Annotated in this window: 17 protein-coding genes; 13 read left to right on the top strand and 4 right to left on the bottom strand. The window is 44.7% G+C overall.

Going from position 1 to position 15,380, the window contains the following annotated elements; all coding sequences use genetic code 11:
- Position 1: 1 nt before the first annotated feature.
- The 3 genes from KNO65_RS13825 to KNO65_RS13815 all read right to left on the bottom strand — a co-directional run bounded on the left by KNO65_RS13825 (position 2) and on the right by KNO65_RS13815 (position 1,518).
- Positions 2-310 carry a PTS sugar transporter subunit IIB gene (locus KNO65_RS13825; protein WP_015880671.1) on the bottom strand — a complete coding sequence of 103 codons (309 nt, stop codon included), beginning with the start codon at positions 308-310 and terminating at the stop codon, positions 2-4.
- Positions 307-654, bottom strand: a complete 348-nt coding sequence (locus KNO65_RS13820) for a PTS lactose/cellobiose transporter subunit IIA (protein ID WP_031424619.1) — start codon at positions 652-654, stop codon at positions 307-309. Before KNO65_RS13820 ends, KNO65_RS13825 begins: the two co-directional genes overlap by 4 nt.
- A gap of 153 nt (positions 655-807) precedes the next feature.
- Positions 808-1,518 carry a GntR family transcriptional regulator gene (locus KNO65_RS13815; RefSeq protein WP_214784886.1) on the bottom strand — a complete coding sequence of 237 codons (711 nt, stop codon included), beginning with the start codon at positions 1,516-1,518 and terminating at the stop codon, positions 808-810.
- 206 nt (positions 1,519-1,724) lie between these two features.
- On the opposite strand from KNO65_RS13815, the gene KNO65_RS13810 reads away from it, so the two are divergent.
- From KNO65_RS13810 to KNO65_RS13780, 7 genes are read left to right on the top strand one after another with little or no spacing between them, the layout of a single operon-like run.
- The gene (locus KNO65_RS13810; RefSeq protein WP_214784884.1) at positions 1,725-2,159 is read left to right on the top strand and encodes a hypothetical protein; all 435 of its coding nucleotides are present in this window, start codon (positions 1,725-1,727) and stop codon (positions 2,157-2,159) included.
- Complete coding sequence (locus KNO65_RS13805; protein ID WP_214784882.1) at positions 2,156-2,584, top strand: hypothetical protein; 429 nt, start codon at positions 2,156-2,158, stop codon at positions 2,582-2,584. The genes KNO65_RS13810 and KNO65_RS13805 overlap by 4 nt, the downstream gene beginning before the upstream one ends.
- A complete protein-coding gene (locus tag KNO65_RS13800; RefSeq protein ID WP_214784880.1) occupies positions 2,585-3,034 on the top strand; it encodes a hypothetical protein in 450 nt (149 codons plus the stop codon).
- A complete protein-coding gene (locus KNO65_RS13795) occupies positions 3,018-3,488 on the top strand; it encodes a hypothetical protein (protein WP_214784878.1) in 471 nt (156 codons plus the stop codon). Before KNO65_RS13800 ends, KNO65_RS13795 begins: the two co-directional genes overlap by 17 nt.
- Positions 3,467-3,985 carry a hypothetical protein gene (locus tag KNO65_RS13790; protein WP_214784876.1) on the top strand — a complete coding sequence of 173 codons (519 nt, stop codon included), beginning with the start codon at positions 3,467-3,469 and terminating at the stop codon, positions 3,983-3,985. The genes KNO65_RS13795 and KNO65_RS13790 overlap by 22 nt, the downstream gene beginning before the upstream one ends.
- Positions 3,972-4,442: a hypothetical protein gene (locus tag KNO65_RS13785; protein WP_214784874.1), complete on the top strand. Its 471-nt coding sequence runs from the start codon at positions 3,972-3,974 to the stop codon at positions 4,440-4,442. Before KNO65_RS13790 ends, KNO65_RS13785 begins: the two co-directional genes overlap by 14 nt.
- Before the next feature lie 26 nt (positions 4,443-4,468).
- Complete coding sequence (locus KNO65_RS13780) at positions 4,469-5,212, top strand: endonuclease/exonuclease/phosphatase family protein (protein WP_214784872.1); 744 nt, start codon at positions 4,469-4,471, stop codon at positions 5,210-5,212.
- A 31-nt stretch (positions 5,213-5,243) separates the two neighbouring features.
- Here the strand turns inward: KNO65_RS13780 and KNO65_RS13775 are convergent, their stop codons facing one another.
- On the bottom strand, positions 5,244-5,579 hold the full coding sequence (locus KNO65_RS13775) for a hypothetical protein (protein ID WP_214784870.1): 336 nt from the start codon (positions 5,577-5,579) through the stop codon (positions 5,244-5,246).
- Between the two features lie 412 nt (positions 5,580-5,991).
- On the opposite strand from KNO65_RS13775, the gene glmS reads away from it, so the two are divergent.
- The 6 genes from glmS to KNO65_RS13745 all read left to right on the top strand — a co-directional run bounded on the left by glmS (position 5,992) and on the right by KNO65_RS13745 (position 15,352).
- The gene (gene glmS, locus KNO65_RS13770) at positions 5,992-7,788 is read left to right on the top strand and encodes a glutamine--fructose-6-phosphate transaminase (isomerizing) (protein WP_214784868.1); all 1,797 of its coding nucleotides are present in this window, start codon (positions 5,992-5,994) and stop codon (positions 7,786-7,788) included.
- A 762-nt stretch (positions 7,789-8,550) separates the two neighbouring features.
- Positions 8,551-9,654 (top strand): SAVED domain-containing protein, encoded by a 1,104-nt coding sequence (locus tag KNO65_RS13765; protein WP_214784866.1) that lies wholly within the window; start codon positions 8,551-8,553, stop codon positions 9,652-9,654.
- 14 nt (positions 9,655-9,668) lie between these two features.
- Positions 9,669-11,039, top strand: coding sequence for a nucleotide-binding domain-containing protein (locus tag KNO65_RS13760; RefSeq protein ID WP_214784864.1), 1,371 nt, complete (start codon positions 9,669-9,671; stop codon positions 11,037-11,039).
- Between the two features lie 434 nt (positions 11,040-11,473).
- Positions 11,474-11,743, top strand: coding sequence for a PTS sugar transporter subunit IIB (locus KNO65_RS13755; protein WP_074034712.1), 270 nt, complete (start codon positions 11,474-11,476; stop codon positions 11,741-11,743).
- Complete coding sequence (locus tag KNO65_RS13750; protein WP_214784862.1) at positions 11,733-13,763, top strand: BglG family transcription antiterminator; 2,031 nt, start codon at positions 11,733-11,735, stop codon at positions 13,761-13,763. The genes KNO65_RS13755 and KNO65_RS13750 overlap by 11 nt, the downstream gene beginning before the upstream one ends.
- 167 nt (positions 13,764-13,930) lie before the next feature.
- Complete coding sequence (locus tag KNO65_RS13745) at positions 13,931-15,352, top strand: PTS mannitol transporter subunit IIBC (protein ID WP_196431520.1); 1,422 nt, start codon at positions 13,931-13,933, stop codon at positions 15,350-15,352.
- The last annotated feature ends 28 nt before the right edge of the window (positions 15,353-15,380 follow it).

Genomic DNA, 15,380 nt, shown 5'->3' with positions numbered 1-15,380 from the left:
TTTATTTATTTACAAGTTTCAATGAGTGGTCTAATACTTTCGCACCGTTCATCATGCCGTAGTCGACTGTGTTGATGACGTCGATTGGAACACCTTTTGGTTCGCAGATTTGCTTCCCTTTTGAAAGGAGGTACTTCACTTGTGGTCCGAGAAGTGCAACGTCGATGTTGTCAACGTAAGTTTCCATCTCCGATTCTGGGTAAGCTGCGATTTCAGCTTCGATGCCACGTTCAGAGGCAACCGCTTTCATTTTTTCTACTAACATACTTGTTGACATACCTGCCGCACAGAAGAGTCCGATTTTAATCATTTTTGATCCATTCCTTTCAATTCGTTGATTTCGTTTTGCATATTCATCATATATCCAAGCATTTCTTTGACGAGAATCGTGTTCATCAAGTGATCTTGCGCATGCACCATGAGGACACCAACCGTTGCCGATTTACCTTGTGCTTCGAGCGTCACGAATTTCGTTTGAATCGCATGTGCTTCTTTTAATGTCGCGTCACCAGCAACGACTGCTGCTTCGGCTTCGTCTTTCTTTCCTTCTTGCATGAGGAGCATCGCTTGATGGTAGCTCGCTTTGGCGTCACCCGAGAGGGCGATGAGACCGAAAATATCTTCCGGTGAGATTTCGATTGTTTCAGAAACCATAATATCTCTCCTTTTTGTATGGATAACTAAAATTCATAGGTACAAATATTTTCTACACGTTGATAGTAGCACGAAAGCGTTTTCGTGTAAACCCTTTCTTTTCGAAAAAAATGCATAAAAAATGCGCACGAGAAAAGCATCTCTCGGGCGCGTTTAGGATTTGATGTTCGAGACTTTGAGCATTTTGACATGTTTAAAATGATGGATGGAACGAGAGACGTCGAAGATTTGTCCGTTCGTCAAATAGACGGTGTTGTCGACGATCAAGGCTGGGTCATTCTCGTTCAGGTCGAGCAGGTCGGCGGACTCTGAATCTAAAAAGTCTGCGTAAATGACTCGGTCGGCGAATCCGATGGCAAGTTTTTGGTCGTTTCGTAAATACGTGTAGATCGACTTTTGAACAATGTTCTCATCCAAGTAGATGACGAGCTCTTTTCGGAAGTATGAATCCTCTACCGAGAACGGGTGGTCATCGACGAGACGTAGCCGCTTCACGAAGTAGACAGGTGTCCCGATCGGGCACTTCATACGTTCGGCGACCTCATCGTTCGCCTCCGTCTGTTCGAAGTGTAAGACGCGTGTCTCGACTTTTCGACCGCTGAAGTCACTTGTGAGACCTTGGAGTTTTTCTAAATTGATGTAATCACTATTGTAATGGTCACGGACGAAGACGCCGCTCCCTTGAACTTGATAGACGTATCCTTTGTTGACGAGGATCTCGATCGCTTTTCGGACCGTGTTGCGGCTGACGCCATACTTGTTGGCATACTCATCCTCGGTCAATAATTTATTCGTATGTTGGTAGACGTGATTGACGATGTCCGCTTCAATCTGACTCGCAACTTGCTTGTACTTCGGAGACATACAGTTCTACACCTTTCAAAAAAATTTGTGGGAATGAATTTGGTAACAGTATAGCAGATAACCTTTGTAAGCGGATACGTTTCGTTCGTCAATTGTTGAAAAAAGTCGAACGATTCAATGCTAGAATATTCGGAAAATGTGAAACAATAATAAGAAATTATACGTATAAGAGAGATAGATGCTTTTATAGAAAGGGTGTTTGTTAAGTGAACAATCAAAATCGATTTGTACAAGAGGACACATGGTGGAAGTCACCACTTCGAATAAAATATACCTCGTTTGCGTTCATTCTCATGGCGCTTGCTGTGTCGTACTTCGAAGGTAATGTAGGGCTGATAGTTCCACTCATTGTTGTCGGAATCGCGATGATTGGAATAGACGTTAGCAAGTATCAGAAACACCGTACGCATGTAAGCGAAAAAATCAAAGTGAAATCTCTTAAATGGGAGCTCATATATGATTTAGTGGATTCTGCAATTCTTATTGTAATAACCGTGACGCTCCTTTTTATGAAAGTTGACACGTTGACAATTTTTGTTGTTCTCACTTTGTGGATGGTGTTCGGTCAAACTTTCCAAAAACAATTTGGAGAACGCATGCCTTCGGTGGATCAATCCGAGAAACGGCGGTTAAAGAGATGAATGAACGCATAATGCAAGAAAAAGCATGGAAGCGTTTATTCGACCAATGGATCTTCGGCCTGTTTGGAACATTTGTAGTACTGATGTTACCGATCAGTTTATTAACAGATGACCTTACGTGGGGCGTGTTATATATCGCCTGTGCGCTCATTCCGCTGAACATCTTATATGTGAAGCGCTATCGAATGCGTCTGAGGTTTCAACCAGAACTGAAAGGATTGTATCGTCGTCAACTCGTTCGGGACGGGTTCAACAGTGCTGCCTTTTTCCTCGCGTTGAATCATCAATTACTGTTCGCCTCAAACGTGGCGTATGTGTGTGTCACGGTATTCATCGGTGGTGCGATGCTATGGACGTTAAACGTGAACAAACAAACGAAACAACAAGATATGGAATATATACATTTCGACAAGGAGGCGATATAGGTGGCACAAGACGTAAAGTGGATGCGACGAATGCGACGTTATGCCGTACCCATCTTGATTCTGTATGTCACGGCCATCATTGTCGCTCTCTTATTAGAGAAAATGTGGCTTATCCCCATCATGGCGTCCGTCTCTATGATCATCGTCGTGATGGGCTATCAAGAGATGCGTATCATGTGGCGAATGACAAAACATCCGAAAGCTCATCGAATGCTTATATTCCAATACGTATTCGAATGGGTGGATGCGATTTTGTTGACGGCGCTCATGGTGACGCTGCTGACAGCGGAAGATTTTGGTCTCGTGATCGGTCTCTTTTTTGGGATATGGGGAGTACTCAGTCCGATTCGGCAGAAGTGGTTCACGAAGCAACTTAAACAAATCGATCCGGAATTACCGACGTATGAAGAAGTGATTGAAGGGAGTGTACTAAATGGACCGTCAATTTGAACTCACGATAACGAATGCCAAACAATTCGAACGGTTCTTTGGCTGGCCGGTACTCGTCATATTCCTCATTTCGTTCATCGTGATGTTACGGACACAGGCGACATGGGTCATCCCGGTCATGTTGGTCGTATCCATGGGCATGGCTTATAAAGGATATATGGAATATCGAGTCATTCGCCCTTTTGCCGAACATCAAAACGTCGTTCGGGTGTTGCGATATCGACTCGTTGACTGTTGGATTAGTGCTGTTTCGTTATTTGTGCTCTTCATCCCGATGTATGTGAACGAAGATGCTTTCATCCTGACCGGTGGGATTGTCGCCCTTTGGGGGTTGACGAAATCGTATCGAGAGAAGAAGTGGGAAGAGCGAATCCATGCGCACCAGTCAGAACTACCGACGTATGAAGAAGTGTTGGAAGGAGGAGAGAACATATGGAACTATCACCAAAAGTGAAAGCGCAAATCGACACGATTCTAAAAGTAGACCGCTTGACGAAATGGGGTGTCGGCATTATCGGCATCGGACTCGTCGTCAGTTTTTTGATTTATGCCTCGTATTGGACACTCTCGGACGGCGTTGTCACGGGAACGTTATACGCGGTGCTCGCTGCAGTCTTGACGGGTATTTTTATACAATATCGGATGTGGCTGCGCTTCGTGACGAATCAAACGGCACGTAACCTCTTATCGTTCAAAATGATGGCACATACGCTCGCTTTGACGGGTGTCGGGATTTATGGACTCTTCTATTTCACGAGTGAAGCGACGAGCACACAATCGTTCCGTATGTTCCTCCTTTCGCAACTGACGTTTTTCGGGATTGAATACTTGGCGAAGCGGTTCGACCGCGTCATTCAATCTTATGACGAGAACTATTTGACGGATCAAGATTTAAAAGAAATTCGTGAGGTCCGTGAATACGAGAAGGAGCAACGTCGTGAACAAGCGTGATCAGATGAGAGAGCTTGTCAGAGTGGAAACTGAAAAGAATGGAGTCTTCACTTTTCTGTCGTGGATGATCTGTATATCGTTGTTTGTGGCGACTGAAAAAGGATGGGTGTCAGCAGGAACTGTTCTTTTGATTGGTCAATTTGCGGGCTTATTTGCGATTAAAAAATCTTGGAAGAAAGAAACGATTCAATTGAAGTATTTAACGAATCGAGACGCCAAACGTCACATACACTTGATGTCGATTTTTAATTTTTTGACGTTCCCGATTTTGCTCATCCTCATGTTCGGATGGGTCACGAAACAAATTGAGACACCTTACTTTATTGGGTTGATGGTGACTGGAGGTGTCATATCCGTCATCGGTCATAAATGGTACGAGCGATATATGGTTCGTCTCGACGAGAACTATGTCACGGAACGAGAGTTAAAAGAAGAACAAAAATGGGGGAGCGCGTGACTCACTCGAGAAAGTAGGAATATGAAGTGAGGATTGCGACGTATAACATTTGGAACCATGACACGCTATGGCAAAAACGAATCGACGCGATTTGCCAAGAAGTAAAACGAATCGACGCGGACGTAATTGCACTTCAAGAAGTCCGTTCTTACGAAGAGGGTAGTGTGGCTCATGACATTGCGGAAGCGACGGGTTATCCGTACTGTGTCTTTCATGCTTACCCCGACTCACCGGACGAAGGACTCGCTTTTTTGAGTAAAATTCCCTTGTCTTCAGTTGAAGCGATTTGGGAAGAGGATGTGGAAGAGTCAAACTTTTGTGCGACCCGAGTGACGCTTATCTTCGGCGGTCAGGAATGGGGACTCACGAATGTGCATCTGAACTGGCGCTCTTCTTCGATTCGAGAATGCCAGATGGAAGTGGTACGAGACTGGTTAAGCAAGGGGCGCCAAAAGGCGATTGAGGTGTTGTGTGGAGATTTCAATGATCATCCTCGATCGAATATCTATGATGATGTATCAGATGCAGGGTGGCTGGACGTGACGACGTTTGTTGCGGGAGAATCACAACCGACGTTAGACGTAAAGCACAATCCATACTTGCAATCTTCTCATCTCGAGCAGCCTGAACGATATGATTGGATTCTGTTTCGTTCGGAATGTAGTGAACTCGAGGTTCAGCATGTCGATGTATTCGGCGACATGCGGACGAGTAGGGATGTTGTACCGAGTGATCATTATGGTGTGGTGGTCGACTTTACCGTGAAATAATGAGGAGGATGTGCGATTGCGCATCCTCTTTTTATTTGAATAATCGAGCGATGAACCCCACACATGCCGCAAAGGGAAGAAGGAGAAAAAGTCCGAGCCATTGATCGCGCCAAACGACAAACCAGAAAGCGGCTTGCAGACATAGGATGCCGACTGCAGCAAAAATCACGAATAAGAATGCTTTCTTACGAGTGGAGCGGTCTTCCCACCATTCCTTGAAATAAGGGAAACTGCAGAGAAACGCCATAGCCATGAAGAAAATCGCAGGAAACAACATGACATCCCCTAACGTGCTATTGCCTTCAAATTCGAGCCACCTGGATAAGACGGATAACAGAATGCCGATCAATAGGAAGATTCCACCCATGTGTTTCCCCTCATTTCTTTACTCGTTACTTGTATCATGCCCGTTCTCTCCTTACTTGAAAACTCGATAGATTGATGGCTTTTTCGTGAAAGTGGTGACTTTTACATGAACAGTAAAAAAGTATTTAGCGACAATTTTTCAGATTGCTCTATCCAACACGGCTTGTACTCGATAGCATGAAAGCGTATCTGGAGAAACGGCTGGATATGAAGTGAAAGCGCCAGAACTCTACGGAGTTGACGAGGACGAAGGTGATCGAGATTTCGGCGGATGCCTTCCAGTCGCGTGTCACGACTGAGAGAGTCTTGATAAAACGTTCGGGTGACCGGGCGGACAAAACGAGACTTGATGACATCACTCAAAAAAGCCCGTTTCCTTTTTCGAGCAATCGAAGAATAGAGGAGATTTGTTTATGTGTGGAATCGTAGGGATGATCGGACAAGTTGGAACGAAAGAGATTTTATTGAAAGGGCTTGAAAAGCTCGAGTATCGTGGCTACGACTCAGCAGGAATTGCCTTAGTCGGTGAGGACGTTCGTACGTTCAAAGAAGTGGGACGAATTCAAGCACTCCGTGACATCGTACCGGCTGATGCTGAAGGAACGATCGGAATCGGCCACACACGTTGGGCGACACACGGGGTACCGAGCGTACCGAACGCCCACCCGCACCAAAGCACGACAGGACGCTTCACGCTCGTGCATAACGGTGTAATCGAGAACGATGAGCAATTGAAAGCCACGCTCGATGCTCCGTTCCTTTCAGAGACGGACACGGAAGTCATCGTCTTGCTCATGGAGAAGCACTTCGTCGAGCTCGGTGATGTCGAGGCAGCGTTCCGTAAGACGCTTTCGGACCTCCACGGTTCGTATGCGATCGCGATGATCGACTCAGAGGACAAAGAGCGCCTCTATATCGGGAAGAACAAGTCACCGCTCCTCGTCGGACTCGGGGACGGCACGTTCAACGTCGTCGCATCGGACGCGATGGCGATGCTCCAGGTGACGGACCAGTACCTCGAGCTCCACGACGGTGAGATCGTCATCCTCACACGTGAGTCGGCGACGATCAAGACGCTCGACGGTGACGTGCTCGAACGTGCGCCATACACGGCCGAGATCGATGCATCAGACATCGAGAAGGGCACGTACGCGCACTACATGTTGAAAGAGATGGACGAGCAGCCAGCCGTCATCCGCAACATCATCCAGCACTACCAGAACGAGAACGGTGAGATTGAACTCACAGAAGGCGTGCGTGAGCTCGTCTCGGAAGCGGACCGAATCTACATCGTCGCGTGTGGGACGAGCTATAACGCCGGACTCGTCGGAAAAGATATTTTGGAGCGCATCGCCGGCATTCCGACAGAAGTGCACGTTTCTTCTGAATTCGGCTACAATATGCCCCTCTTAAGTGAACGTCCGTTGTTCGTCTTCTTATCACAATCTGGTGAGACAGCGGACAGCCGTGCCGTGCTCGTCGAAGTGAAGAAACGCGGATACAAAGCGCTCACCATGACGAATGTACCGGGTTCAACGCTCTCACGCGAAGCGAACGAGACGATGCTTCTCCACGCCGGACCAGAGATCGCGGTCGCGTCGACGAAAGCATACACGGCACAGATTGCCGTCCTCGCGATTCTCGCGTACGACATCGCCCGTGCGACAGGGAAAGAATTACCGTTCGACCTGATGCCAGAGCTCGCCCGTGTCGCGACCATCATGGACTCGATTATGGCGCAAAAAGAATTGTTCGAAGACCTCGCTGAACGTTATTTGAAAACGACACCGAATACGTTCTTCATCGGTCGTGGGCTTGACGCTTCTGTCTGTCTCGAAGGAGCGCTCAAAGTAAAAGAGATTTCGTATATCCAAGCGGAAGGGTACCCAGGTGGGGAACTGAAGCATGGGTCGATCGCCTTGATTGAAGACGGGACACCGGTTATCGCGCTCATCTCGCAACCGAAGACGAACTTGAATATTCGCGGGAATGTCAAAGAGGTCGTGGCCCGTGGCGCGAACGCCTGTATCATCTCCATGCAAGGCGTGGAACATGAGAATGATGACTTCATTTTGCCGCACGTCGAGCCACTCTTGGCACCGCTCATCAACGTATTGCCGGTTCAATTGATGGCATATTACGCGGCACTCGCTCGTGGATGTGACGTGGACAAGCCACGGAACTTGGCGAAATCGGTGACGGTGGAATAAACTTGACGTTGTATAAGGCACTTCTGTATCTGGAGAAGAAAGTTTTTTCTTAGCAAAGCAAACTGTATTCTTGGTCAAATAATACGTTCTTTAGCGCGAGAGCAATCGGAATCACCAACCGATTGACCTCGTGCTTTTTTGTTAGATAAAAGAGCGAGTGGAAGCCTGGAAAGAAAGAACGTGGGGGGAATTGAGAAAAAAAGCGTGAAAAAGAAATCTTGGATTTTAGGGAGCAACTAATTTGCCTATGAAAACATTAGAAGTCAGTCAGAGGAAGGATTTAAAAAGATGGCCAGGGAACGACTTAAATCTACGGGTGCAACTTTTTGTAGACTCAAAATTAAGTTCTTTCTTAGCAAAATAAATTGTATTCTCGGCCAAATTAAATTATTTTTACTCAAAAAGTATTTGACCAAACCATCTTTGACAAATACATATCTGGTTTCAAAGTTGAAACGGTACAAGATTTTAGAGAAGAAGGATAAAGTGGGTAATTAAAACGAGTGTTGGATCAGACTTTTCCTGATGGAAAATCGCATAATGAAAAAGTATCGGAAAGAATAGTATGAACGACTTAAAAGAGAAAAATGTTTTTAATGACTTTACTTATTTGTCATATACTTTTGATTGTTCCGTTGTTTAGGCGCACTTTTAGATGTATAATAATGGAAATATTGGTATTTGGTTAAGATATTGATTATAAAACCACCTTGCAATAAATAAGGTGATTTTATAATCGGTTGATCATTGGGGGTAGCATGTATGGGTTTTGGGAGTTTCATAGTCAATTCTATTATAGTAATTGTGTTTATTGTAGGAATGGTGTTTACTATCAAGTTTTTCTTTGCAAATAAGAAAGAACAATCAATATCAACTGTTCTCATCACTTCTGGTCTCTCACTTACTGTTAGTTCTTTTGGTAACACTTGGACCAATATTAATAGACTTTTTGCAACTATTATTCTAAGTGGATCTCCAAATGATGCAATCGAAATTAATTCCGCTTTCTCACAGACCCAATGGGTTCAACTGATTGTAGGGATAGTATTGATGGTAGCTGGGGGGTATTTATTGTATTTTGCAAAGAACAAACTTTTCATTTTAAATATCAATGCATACTATGATAAGAGAATAGAATCAAATAACAAAGATATAGGTCTATCCACATTCGAATTTAAAGAAAGAGAAATAGACTTAGTTAGAAATTATAAAAATGGTATAACAGCAAACACTATTAAAGAAGTTGTGGAAATTATCGAAGAAAAAACGAGGTCATTTAGATTAGAAAGTAAAGGTTTCAAGAGAGGATACACAGGAATTGCACCTATACCTTTCGTAATGTTGACAGGAACGTATTTACAACGTGAAAAAATCAATGAGTATTTTGAATTCGATAGAATTCAAACCGAAGAATTTTATAAATTAAAAAACAGAAAGAAATATCCTGCATTACAAATAGATAAGTCTCTGAACGAAATAAATGCAAATGCTGAAGAATTTGTAATAGCAGTCTCACTTACTAAAAGAATTACCCAAGAACAAATGAAGCAATTTAAAAATGCAGAGAAGGTTGAGTTATATTTAAAAAATCCAAAAGATAATGCAATAAGACATAAGACTCAATTGTTTGAATACGCTCAAAAGATCGGAGAGATCATAGAGGAAATATCAGCTTCTACTTCTTGTAAAAAAGTACATCTCCTCATTTCATCTCAGAGTAGTTTGGCATTAGAGATTGGAAAAAGGATTGATAATCAAAGAATGGCTGAAATTACTTGCTACTTCTTTGATATAAAACAGGATACTAATTATCCATGGGGGATCATCATGAACGGAGAAAATAAAGGTGAATTTATAGAGCGATAAAGGGAGTGAGAAATTTGTATAACGTTGAGAGTCGGTTAAAAACATTCTATAACAAACATGTAGTGCTTCCAAAGAGACAAAAAACACAGTTGTTTAAACTTAAAAATATTAATGTAAATAGATTGGAGGAAGGAATCAAAGAGTACAACTCTGAGAAAGGTACAAATTATCAGGTGGTTGAAACAATTACACAGGGTAGTGTAGCCATGTCAACAGTAGTTCAAAATGAAAGTAGTGACTATGATATTGACGTAGCAATTGTGTTTGATAAGGATAATCTTCCAGAGGGTACAACAGCAACAAAAAATATGGTAGCAAATGCTTTGAAGAAAAAATGCAAGCAATTTAATGTTGAACCAGAAGCCAAAACTAACTGTGTAAGAATTTCTTACAAAGAAGGTTATCATGTCGATTTCGCAGTTTACCGTAGAGCCAAAAATTATCTTGGAGAGTATGAGTACGAGCACTGCGGAAGTGAGTGGAGAAAAAGAGACCCTATAGCAATTACCAAATGGTTTATTGAGTCAAATAGAGAGAAAGAGTACAAATTGAGAATTGTTGTTAGATTGTTAAAGATGTTTTGTAAATCCAGGGATTGGATTATGCCAGGAGGTTTAGTTCAGTCAGTATTAGTGGAAGAACGGTTTGAAAAAGATGATAGAATTGATGAGATGTTTTATAAAACAGCTAAGTCGATTCGTGACAGATTGGTCTATAACAAGGAAGTCTATAACCCTGCTGATGGTAGTCAAAGTCTAAAGCTGATAAAAAAAGATGATGATAGACTTCAAAGACTTCAAGAACGACTTACTACTTATATTAATAAACTGGATGTACTATTTGAAGAGGACTGTACTGATAAGCAAGCAGTAAGAGCCTGGAATGATTTTTTCAATCATAGTTATTGGCAGGAACAGTATGAAAATGCTCAGGAAACAAGAACGTTAGAAAAATCAGCTTTTTCAAAATCGAATGAAGAGCTTATCTATAACGAAAGTGAAGAATTTATCCAATATTATTTTCCGATAGAAAATAGATATCAATTAACATTAGAGTGTCATGTGGAGCAAAATGGTTTTAGAATAGACACTTTAATGAATATATTGAGACAAGATAAGTGGCTATCCCCACAAAAAACTTTAAAATTTTTCATAAGTTCAAATACTGTACCTAAACCATATGATATCTATTGGAAAGTTAAGAACAGAGGTGACGAAGCAAAAAGAAGAAACCTTGTAAGAGGTCAGATAATAAAGACTAACTCCGAAACTCATACTGAGGCTACTCAATTTAAAGGAGAGCACTTCGTAGAATGTTATATAGTACAAAATGGTGTTTGCGTGGCAAAAGCAAAAATTGATGTGCCTATTTCATACCAATCGTAGTTTGCAGCATTAGTAAATGTCTAGTAAACCTTGAACTGCCTTATTTCTTAACACTGCTTTATATGCATCAGAAAAATTAAATATTCCTTTACACGAGCGAACATCGGAATCACTATCGATTTTCGCTCGTGCATTTTTATTGAGGAAAAGAGCGAGGGAAAAGCCTGCTGAGAAAAGCATGAAAAAGAGTGAAAAATAAAAGCGGATCTTGGATTTCAGGGAACAACTAATTTGCCTATTGAATATTGAAAGTCAGTCATACCAACAGTTTTAAAGGGTGGTTATGTAACGACTTAATTTTACAGGTGCACTTCTCTTCAGTAATGGTGCTTTTTACTGCTTGCCGATATCTTTGCCAACAAGCAAAATAGTAGGAGAAGTAAGCGGTTCCAACTTATGATTAGATAAAGATAAGCGACGAAAGAAGGGCTGACATGAACGTATACATTGCTTGCCATAGCGGGTTTGTGACAAGTGCGATGGCGGCGAAGTTATTCGCGCAGGCAAGCGAGGGGCGCTTGTCTTGTACAATCACGCACGGAACGATTCAAAACATCCCGAATGAGGTGGATTTGATTCTCTATCAGGAAGGGGCGACCCCGGTCACCCATCCAACAGCACGTGTCCGGTCAGTCCGACAACTCCTGTCGCTCGAGGAATACCGACTACTTGTCGAAGAATGGATGGATGAGCATGAGACATGAGTGGACCGCGCGAGAGCGGTCGATTTTACTACACTTATTGGCAACTGAGACATCGACACCGCTCGCCGAAATCGCGCAGGCGGTGAATTTGTCTGAGCGCACGATTCAACGAGAACGACAATTACTTGAAGGCATCTTAAAAGAGTTCGAACTTGAACTCGCTTGGCAACGCGGTCATGGACTGAGCCTGGTTGGCAAACCAGCTGCGAAACAACAGTTACGAGAAGATCTCATCTTATCTGCAGAAGCGATCCCCACGAGCGAGGACCGCTTATTTGAACTGGCGTGGCGTCTCTTGTTTGAGAACGATACACTCAAATTGCAGGCGGTCGCTAAACAGATGCACGTTTCGCCGAGCACGTTGACGCAAGACTTAGAGAAATTGGACAGATGGTTCGAAGAGTATCATTTAGAAGTTGAACGGAAAAAAGGTGTTGGGGCTAGAGTGCTCGGTTATGAGTCCGAGAAGCGTAAGCTACTCATCAACGCTCTGCTTGCCCATTGGGACACGCTCGCATTTTATCGCTTCGTCCGTGGAGAAGACGACTACATTCCTGCTTTTTTGAAGACGGTACCATGCGAGGAGATGCTTGAAGGTCTTCGAGACGGTTATGATTATTTGAAATCCCGTAGGTTTGAGCGGATGGACGACCGCACCATCATGCGAGTCACGTTCGCTTACGGCGTGCAACAAGAGCGGTTAGCGTCTGGATTCTTTTTAGAGATGTATACGAAAGGACGGTCCGAGGACTATCTGAAAGTTGCCACCGATATGGAAGCGGCTCTCGGTATCACTTACTCGATGGCGGAACGCGTCTGGTTCGCGGAAGAGGCGAATCGTCTGCGCTCAATTAAAGATCAAATGAAAGAAGACGAGGAAGAACGCTGGATCATGCAGATTCGGGTGCATAAACTGATTCATCACGTCTCGCTCATCTACGGGTTCACCTTTACGGATGACGCGGCTCTCGAACGAGGACTGCTTGCTCACATCCTCTCGAGTATGAATACGCAGGCGCTACCAGAGACGAGTACGGTCAAGCCCCACATCGACCGCGACTATCCGGGACTTCGTTCGGCGATTCAACAGGCCGCCGACATCGTCTTTGGGACGAATACGTTCTCCGAAGAAGAAACGGTTTTTTGGGCGATGCACTTTGCGGCAGCACTCGTCAAACCGGTGCGCCGCCGCGAATATCGGGCGCTCGTCATCTGTTCGGCCGGACTCGGTTCGTCGAAGATGCTCGTCAATCGGGTACGCCAAGAGTTCCCAGAGATGCAAGACGTCGTCAACTCATCACTTTTCGGACTCGAACAGCACCGATTGGAAGAATATGATGTCATCTTGTCGACGGTACCGTTACCACCGCTATCGGTACCAACGTTAATCGTCAACCCGCTTTTGACGAGTGAAGAAGTGCAACGCGTCCGCCATCTCTTACTGTCATTACCGCAATCCTTTCAGACACTCGCAACGAAGCCGCGGTCAACGATGCTTGATTTCGCAGAACTCGGGGAATTGGTCGAGACGTTCGAGCGGATGGATGACCAGTTCGATTTGGTCACGCTCAATAATACGGACCGTTTAGAAGATATCTTGCTTGATATCGGTACACATTTAGAAGAACGTGACCTCGTACAAAGCGGGATTCAGCTCTCTGCCCAACTGCTTCGTCGTCACGAGGTCGCGGGCCTTGGTGTGCCGGGTACGAAACTGGCGTTATTCCACGGACGACATGCCTCGATTGAGAAGGCGAGTGTGTTTGCGTTTGATTTAACGACATCGATCCCACTCCTCATGATGGATCAGTCGACCGAACCCGTGACACGTCTCCTTGTCTTGCTTGCACCGGAAGAAGCACGTGACGTCGAGCTTCAGTTCCTAAGTGCGATCAGCGGGTCGCTCATTGAGAGCGAGGAGCATATGCGTCTTTATAGCACGGGAACGAAAGAAGATCTTCGTTTACTCCTGCACGAATGCATGAAGAAAATGATTCATGAAACATTGTATGAAAAATGACCGAACCATGGTCATTTTTTTGTTTGGCACAAAATGTTGCCAAAGTGTGAACTGGATTGAATTGAGAAAGCGCTTACTCCAGGCATACAATACAGGTGTAGAGCACAAACCGGTTAGCTACACTACACATTCAACCTTTCACATTTAAACGACTGGAGGTTTTATACATGGCGAATACGCAAGCAAGCTCGGGCGGGGTCCGAGTCAAAGTACAACGGTTCGGTAGTTTCCTCAGTGGGATGGTCATGCCGAACATCGGCGCCTTCATTGCCTGGGGGATTATCACAGCACTCTTCATTCCAACAGGATGGTGGCCAAACGAAAAATTAGCAGAACTCGTTGGTCCAACGATCACATATCTCTTACCATTACTCATCGGTTTCACTGGTGGTAAATTACTTCATGACGTACGAGGCGGTGTCGTCGGGGCTCTCGCCACGATGGGGGTCATCGTCGGTACCGACATTCCGATGTTCCTCGGTGCGATGATTATGGGTCCACTCGGTGGTTATGTCATCCGCCAAGTCGACCGTGCCCTTGAAGGCAAAGTTAAAGCGGGATTTGAAATGCTCGTCAACAACTTCTCAGTTGGAATCATTGGTGGTCTTCTCATGCTTGGAGGATTTGAAATCTTCGGTCCGATCATGAGTGCCCTCGATAAAGTCATGGCGGCAGGTGTTGACTGGATCGTCGGCGCGAAATTGCTTCCGATTGCGAGTCTGTTCATCGAACCAGCAAAAGTTCTCTTCTTGAACAACGCCATCAACCACGGGATCTTGAGTCCGCTTGGTGTCGATCAAGTCGCAGACGCTGGAAAATCAGTTCTCTTCTTACTTGAAGCAAACCCAGGACCAGGTCTTGGATTACTTCTCGCATACATGTTCTTCGCCAAAGGTGCAGCGAAACGTACGGCACCGGGTGCAGCTATCATTCACTTCCTTGGTGGGATTCACGAGATTTACTTCCCATACGTATTGATGAAGCCGGTCTTGATCCTTGCGATGATCGCAGGGGGCGCAACAGGGATCTTCACGTTCGTACTCTTTGATGTCGGTCTCGTCGCACCTGCTTCACCAGGTAGTATCTTTGCCATTCTTGCGATGGCGTCACGCGGTTCATATCTCGGACTCGTGGCAGGGATTCTCTTGTCAGCAGCGGTCACGTTCGCTGTGGCGAGTGTCATCTTGAAATCGAGCGCAGCAGAGGAAGTATCACTCGAAGAAGCGACACAAAACGTGAGTGCGATGAAAGGCAAACAGTCTTACGCATCGGCTCTCGTGACAGATCGTCTTGATAAAGTCGACCACATCATCTTCGCTTGTGACGCTGGAATGGGATCAAGTGCCATGGGAGCATCGGTTCTCCGGAACAAGGTCAATAAAGCGAACTTGCCAATCAAAGTGACGAACACGTCTATCAGCAACTTGCCGAAAGATGCCCAGTTCGTCATCACACACGAAGATTTGACGGAGCGTGCGGAAGCGCAAGCACCGAATGCGATTCATCGTTCGGTCACGAACTTCTTGAACGCTGATTACTACGACCAATTGGTAGAAGAAATTAAAGCGGAACGCAGCAAAATTTCTTGAACTCAGAACAGATAGAGATACGGTTTAG

It is taken from the genome of Exiguobacterium sp. S3 (genome assembly GCF_018617295.1).
Classification (GTDB): domain Bacteria; phylum Bacillota; class Bacilli; order Exiguobacteriales; family Exiguobacteriaceae; genus Exiguobacterium; species Exiguobacterium profundum.
Note: the sequence above shows the minus strand (reverse complement) of the source record. Positions and strands in the feature narration are given on the sequence as shown.

Bases quoted from the DNA above. Each gene is read 5' to 3' on its own strand.
- KNO65_RS13775 (WP_214784870.1), bottom strand. From the start codon at position 5,579: ATGGGTGGAATCTTCCTATTGATCGGCATTCTGTTATCCGTCTTATCC.
- KNO65_RS13805 (WP_214784882.1), top strand. From the start codon at position 2,156: ATGAATGAACGCATAATGCAAGAAAAAGCATGGAAGCGTTTATTCGAC.
- KNO65_RS13750 (WP_214784862.1), top strand. From the start codon at position 11,733: ATGAGACATGAGTGGACCGCGCGAGAGCGGTCGATTTTACTACACTTA.
- KNO65_RS13820 (WP_031424619.1), bottom strand. From the start codon at position 654: ATGGTTTCTGAAACAATCGAAATCTCACCGGAAGATATTTTCGGTCTC.
- glmS (WP_214784868.1), top strand. From the start codon at position 5,992: ATGTGTGGAATCGTAGGGATGATCGGACAAGTTGGAACGAAAGAGATT.
- KNO65_RS13745 (WP_196431520.1), top strand. From the start codon at position 13,931: ATGGCGAATACGCAAGCAAGCTCGGGCGGGGTCCGAGTCAAAGTACAA.
- KNO65_RS13825 (WP_015880671.1), bottom strand. From the start codon at position 310: ATGATTAAAATCGGACTCTTCTGTGCGGCAGGTATGTCAACAAGTATG.
- KNO65_RS13815 (WP_214784886.1), bottom strand. From the start codon at position 1,518: ATGTCTCCGAAGTACAAGCAAGTTGCGAGTCAGATTGAAGCGGACATC.
- KNO65_RS13790 (WP_214784876.1), top strand. From the start codon at position 3,467: ATGGAACTATCACCAAAAGTGAAAGCGCAAATCGACACGATTCTAAAA.
- KNO65_RS13795 (WP_214784878.1), top strand. From the start codon at position 3,018: ATGGACCGTCAATTTGAACTCACGATAACGAATGCCAAACAATTCGAA.
- KNO65_RS13765 (WP_214784866.1), top strand. From the start codon at position 8,551: ATGGGTTTTGGGAGTTTCATAGTCAATTCTATTATAGTAATTGTGTTT.
- KNO65_RS13755 (WP_074034712.1), top strand. From the start codon at position 11,474: ATGAACGTATACATTGCTTGCCATAGCGGGTTTGTGACAAGTGCGATG.